3 protein-coding genes are annotated in these 5248 nt (G+C 60.5%); 1 reads left to right on the top strand and 2 read right to left on the bottom strand.

The features are described 5' to 3' along the window. Positions 1 to 99: 99 nt before the first annotated feature. Entirely contained in the window at positions 100 to 531 is a 432-nt protein-coding gene (locus IEW98_RS15865; RefSeq protein ID WP_188764480.1) for a hypothetical protein, read from the bottom strand. A gap of 206 nt (positions 532 to 737) precedes the next feature. Further along, the gene (locus IEW98_RS15870) at positions 738 to 1925 is read right to left on the bottom strand and encodes a GGDEF domain-containing protein (RefSeq protein WP_188764482.1); all 1188 of its coding nucleotides are present in this window, start codon (positions 1923 to 1925) and stop codon (positions 738 to 740) included. A gap of 275 nt (positions 1926 to 2200) precedes the next feature. Here IEW98_RS15870 and IEW98_RS15875 point away from each other — a divergent pair, with 275 nt between their 5' ends. Beyond that, positions 2201 to 4798: an HWE histidine kinase domain-containing protein gene (locus IEW98_RS15875; RefSeq protein WP_207792613.1), complete on the top strand. Its 2598-nt coding sequence runs from the start codon at positions 2201 to 2203 to the stop codon at positions 4796 to 4798. The last annotated feature ends 450 nt before the right edge of the window (positions 4799 to 5248 follow it).

Raw genomic sequence — 5248 nt, forward strand, 5'->3', positions numbered from 1 at the left:
CTTGCGCACCACCGTTGACACTGCGCGTCTCGCGGGACGCACTCCATTCCACACCATCCTGGGTGCCGTCACCGCCTGATAGCTGGTACGGGTGAGTAATTACCCGGTAGCGATGAACCGCAGGCGGCTATACTGCACGAAACCGTTGCCCAAGATCGTGGTATTGGCCGAAGCGGCAAAATTGGACGTGCCGAGATAAGCGTCGCCTGCGCCATAGACATCGACCTGAAGATTGGCACCGGGCGAGCCGCAGCAAACGACGTCGGTTGAGTCAGCAGTGAAAAGGCCACCATTCGTCAAAGTCACGTCATACCTGTGATTGGCAAAACCGCTAGGATCCATGTGAAGTTGCCCGCCGTCCGGATAACCCCAGAAGTTGCCATCAATACTGGTGAAGGTGAAACCGGCTTCAGAATAGGTACTTTGCGAAACCAGATTGTTCGCCAAACCGGAGAATGTAACGGTGGCAGCTGGCGCGACGACGGCCGCACTCAGCATGCCGGCAGCTAACAGAAGACTGAAAATTTTCATTCGATTCTCCTCGACGACAATATGGCAGCGCGTTCGTGCACCCGTTGCCACTGGGATCCGGCAGAGTTCATTAAGCAAGTATTATACAGTTTCGCAACCGTAAAGAGTTTGGTTACGAGGCGAGCAGCCGGGGCTCGTCTCTTGTAGCGCCATGCATTAAGCGCTGAAGTAGCCAACTTACCCTGCAGAGTTCCAAACAAAGAAATCTATCGAGTTTCTAACATTTTGAGACCGGCGGTATGACTTTCCGACAGGTCGCTGGCCTGCAGGACTATCTTGTCCCGGCCGGCGCTTTTCGCCTGATAAAGCGCCAGGTCGGCCCGGCGCAACACGTCTGCCAGGCTTTCACCGCTCCGGCGTTCCGCGACCCCACCACTCACTGTCGCGGCTATTCCGCTGTTTCCGGCCTGCAAGAGAGACGAGCGGATTGTCTCGGCTTGCAACCATGCGTCGGGCCCACTCGATAGAACCACCATCGCAAACTCTTCGCCGCCCATGCGCCCATAGATCGCCGATGGCGGCGCACGGCCATGAAGAAGCCCGCCGAAATCGGCAATCACCGTGTCGCCGGCCTGGTGGCCGTGCGTGTCATTGATCCGTTTGAAATGATCGAGGTCGAATACGATAACTGACAAGGGTCGGTTCAGATGCTCGGCGCGCGCCAGCAGGTCCTGGGCTTGCCGGTCGAAGCCGCGCCGGTTGGCGACCCCGGACAGCAGGTCGGTTTCGGATTCGAGTTGCGAGTCGGTAATGGCTTGCTGGCCGACGACCAGCATCAGGATCATGCCGGCCGCAAGAAAGAGCAGTCCGGAACTTGCCTGGGATAACAGCGCATAGGTCGTCGACGTGTAGGCGCCGAGCGTTGCACCCGATCCGTATGCCGCGGCAAAAAACGGCTTGGCCGCAAGGTTGACGGCGATCGCCGCGAACAGGCCGGCAAGCGTCAGGTGAAGCGCCGTCCTGTGGTCGACACGGACGACGGTCCGCGCCACCAATAGCGCCGCAGCGGCAAGTGGCAGCTGATAGACAAAGCCATAGCTGAGCGTATCGCGGACTGAGCCCCAGATCAGGCCCCGCGCAATAAGCCCGGCAATGAAGATCAACGCAATAAGGCGCCATGGCGGGTGCTTGTGATGAAAATGGCTGAAACTCGCCGAGATCGCCAGCGTGGCGCCAAGGAAGCTGGCATAGCCCAATAGCTCGAGTTGCCCTGGGGCATTGCTCACCGGGACAAGGAGCTCGCTGATCGGCGCGAGCATGCCAACGATATAAGTGGCAGCAAACCAGAGTGCGCCGCGCTGCGACCAATTGGTCAGACCGACAATCAGATAGCTTGCGGCAAACATGCCTAACACGGCGATGTTGGTCGCCAGGACGATTTCGGCGCCGTTCATCTGACCGTCAATCTTGCAAACAGGAAACAGTTTGTAAGTAGTTCCCAGAGGTGAAGTTACGGTGAACGCAGCCGAATTATCGTTTCGTAGCCTCCACATACACGATTCTGAATGGATATCTAGCACCTGAAAGCCTTGCCGACTGTTACACAAGCAATACCAAAGGTTCATTCGCCGGCGTCGCTTGCATCCACCGTTCCAGTCGGCAATCGCCAACCGGGGGGTTTCCGAAATAGTTAGTCGATATCGCACAATGGGCTATAGCCGCACCACTGTTGGCCGACGACGCGCGTGTCGAGATGGCCTCCGAGAGGCATTGCATGGCGGACATCGAGACGAGACGAGACGAGCCGTATACGGTTGATCTGACGAGCTGTGACCGTGAGCCGATCCAGTATATCGGCGCCATTCAACCAATTGGCTTTCTGCTTGCCCTGGATGGCGACTGGCAGATCTCGCAGGTCTCGGCAAATGTCGCCGATCATCTCGGCCTGTCGGTCGAGGACCTGCTTGGCGACCCGTTCCGCAGCGCGTTTCGTGACGAAGCCATCCACGAGGTCCGCAATCGCCTGTCGGTGCTGAACGGTCCGAATGCCGTCGAACGGACATTCGCCGTACAGCTTCAGAACAATGGAGCGCTTTACGATCTTGCGATCCACCGGTCGGGCGAATTTAGTGTGATCGAGGGCGAACCTCATATCGGCGCCGGCACGCTCAATGCCGGCGCGATGGTCCGTTCGATGCTGGAACGCATGCAGGGGCCGTCGAGCCTGGTCACCGAGGCCGTGCGTCTCGTTCATGCACTGACGGGCTTTGACCGGGTGATGATTTACCGCTTCGCGGCTGACGGCTCGGGCGAGGTGATCGCCGAGCGTGTCCGGCCCGACCTCGAGCCTTATCTTGGCTTGCACTATCCGGCCGCGGACATCCCGCAGCAGGCGCGCGCTCTTCTGGTGCGCAACCCGGTCCGGCTGCTTGTCGATGTCGAGGGTGAGCCAATCCCGCTGGCGACGTTGCCGGCTCGGGCGAACACGCCGCTCGACCTGTCGATGAGCACCTTGCGGGCGCACTCGGTGATGCACATCGAATATCTTAGGAACATGGGCGTCGGCGCGACCATGACAGTCTCGCTGCTCCGTGACGGTCAGCTCTGGGGCATGATTTCCTGCCATCACATGACGCCGCGTCATGTATGTTTCGAGCAGCGGACCACCGTCGAGCTGTTCGGCCAGATGCTGTCGCTCCTGATCGAGAAACGCGAGCGGGCCGAGATCGAGGCATACAAGGCCCATACCCATCGGCTCCGCCAAGATCTCGTCGCCGCCGTGATCGAGCGCGGGTCCGCGGCCGAAAGCATCGCCGTGCTCGCCAACCGGATGTCCGAGCTGGTCCCATGCGACGGCATCGCCGTCTGTATCGACGGCGTCGTGAAGCTCGACGGCGACACGCCGACAGCCGCCGAATGCGACGCGCTGCAAGGCTTTCTCGCGATTAACGCCGCCGGCCAGATCTATACTACAGCACAACTGGGCCAAGTCTACGAACCGGGACGTAGCTTCGTCGACCGGGCCGCCGGCATGCTCGTGCTGCCGATCTCGCGCGCGCCGCGGGACTATATCGTCTTTTTCCGCCGCGAGCTGCCACATTTCGTCAGCTGGGCCGGCAAGCCCGACAAGCTGGTTGTCAACGGTCCCGAGGGGCCTCGGCTTTCGCCGCGCCGAAGCTTCGAGGCGTGGCGCGAGATCGTCCGTGGCCAGTCGGCGGCCTGGACGCCCGCGGAGCTGGCGGCGGCCGAGGTCATGCGCGTCACGCTGCTGGAAATGGTCCTCCAGCAGGCCGGCATGACCGAAGTCGAAAACTGGGCAGCGTCGCAGAAGCAGGAACTGCTGATTGCCGAGCTCAACCACCGGGTCCGAAATATCCTGACGTTGATCCGCGGGCTTGTGACGCAAAGCCGGATCAATGCGCGTGACCTCGATACCTTCGCCACCGTGCTCGGCGACCGGGTTCATGCCCTGGCGCGCGCTCACGACCAGATCACCGCCAAGAATTGGGGACCGGGATCGCTGGCGACATTGATCTCGACGGAAGCGGCGGCGTTCCTCGGCGCCGGTGCAGCGCGCGTCGTGTTCGACGGCCCCCCTGTAATGCTCCAACCGCAAGCCTTTTCCACGGTCGCGCTCGTCATCCACGAGCTGATGACCAATGCCGCCAAACATGGCGCGCTCGCCGGCCAGACCGGCGAGGTCATCGTGAGATGGCAGGTCGATGACAGCGCCAGGCTTGTGATCGATTGGCAGGAGAGCGGTGGCCAGCCGGTCGCAGCGCCGACCCGTCGCGGCTTTGGCTCGGTGATCATCCAGCGCTCGATCCCGCACGAACTCGGCGGGGAAGCGACGCTCGATTATGCGGCGTCCGGCTTGCATGGTCGCTTCGTCGTGCCCGCGGCGCAGGTCGTACAGGGCGATAACCCGACCGCGCCGCTCACGATTTCCGACCCGGCCTCCAAGCTTGCGGCCCGGCTTTCCGGCACGGTCCTGCTGGTCGAAGACAATGTGATCATCGCGCTCGATGCCGAGGAATTGCTGATCGCGATGGGGGCCAGCACTGTGCTGGTGTCGAGCAACGTCACGGAGGCCCTGGACTTTCTACGTACCGAGAGCCCCAGCTTCGCGCTGCTGGACATCAACCTCGGCGCGGAGATGAGCTGGCCGGTCGCCGATCGCCTGCGTCAACTCGGCATTCCCTACGTCTTCGCGACGGGCTATGGCACCAGCATCGACTATCCGCTGCAGCATAGTTCGATCCCGGCGATTACCAAACCCTATACGCTCGACTCGATAGCGCGCGTTCTGACGAAACCAAGGGTTTAGCAGTCATTGCAATTCAAGCCTTGCGCCACTGGGCTCCCTGTCCACCCGCTTGAGCCTGTCTGGACTGTATGGGACGCCCAGCAGGGCCGTCTGGAGGAGAGGGTGTCTTTCGAAATCTCGCCATAAGTATCTCTAATATCACGTAATAATTGAAGGTTACTAGCTACGGTGCCCCCAATAGTGCCCCCATTTATCGACGATAGTGCTCACGCCCTGAGTCAATTTTCGCGATCATAAGATCGGAAATGACGTGAGGTCGTTGAAATTGGGCTGAGTGAACCGCTCCAGTTTTTCTGGATTCGGCTTGGTCTAGGGCTGGGACCCATAAACAGGATTCACATCTGATCTGAGGTGTGATTCAAGCTTCCGAGGCATCGGGAGCGCGGCATGGCAGGCGAGTTTTGGTTGGACGACAGGCAGTGGGCACGGTTGCAGCCGATGTTGCCGAAC

Source organism: Sandarakinorhabdus glacialis (genome assembly GCF_014643455.1).
In the GTDB taxonomy this organism is placed as follows: domain Bacteria; phylum Pseudomonadota; class Alphaproteobacteria; order Sphingomonadales; family Sphingomonadaceae; genus Sandarakinorhabdus; species Sandarakinorhabdus glacialis.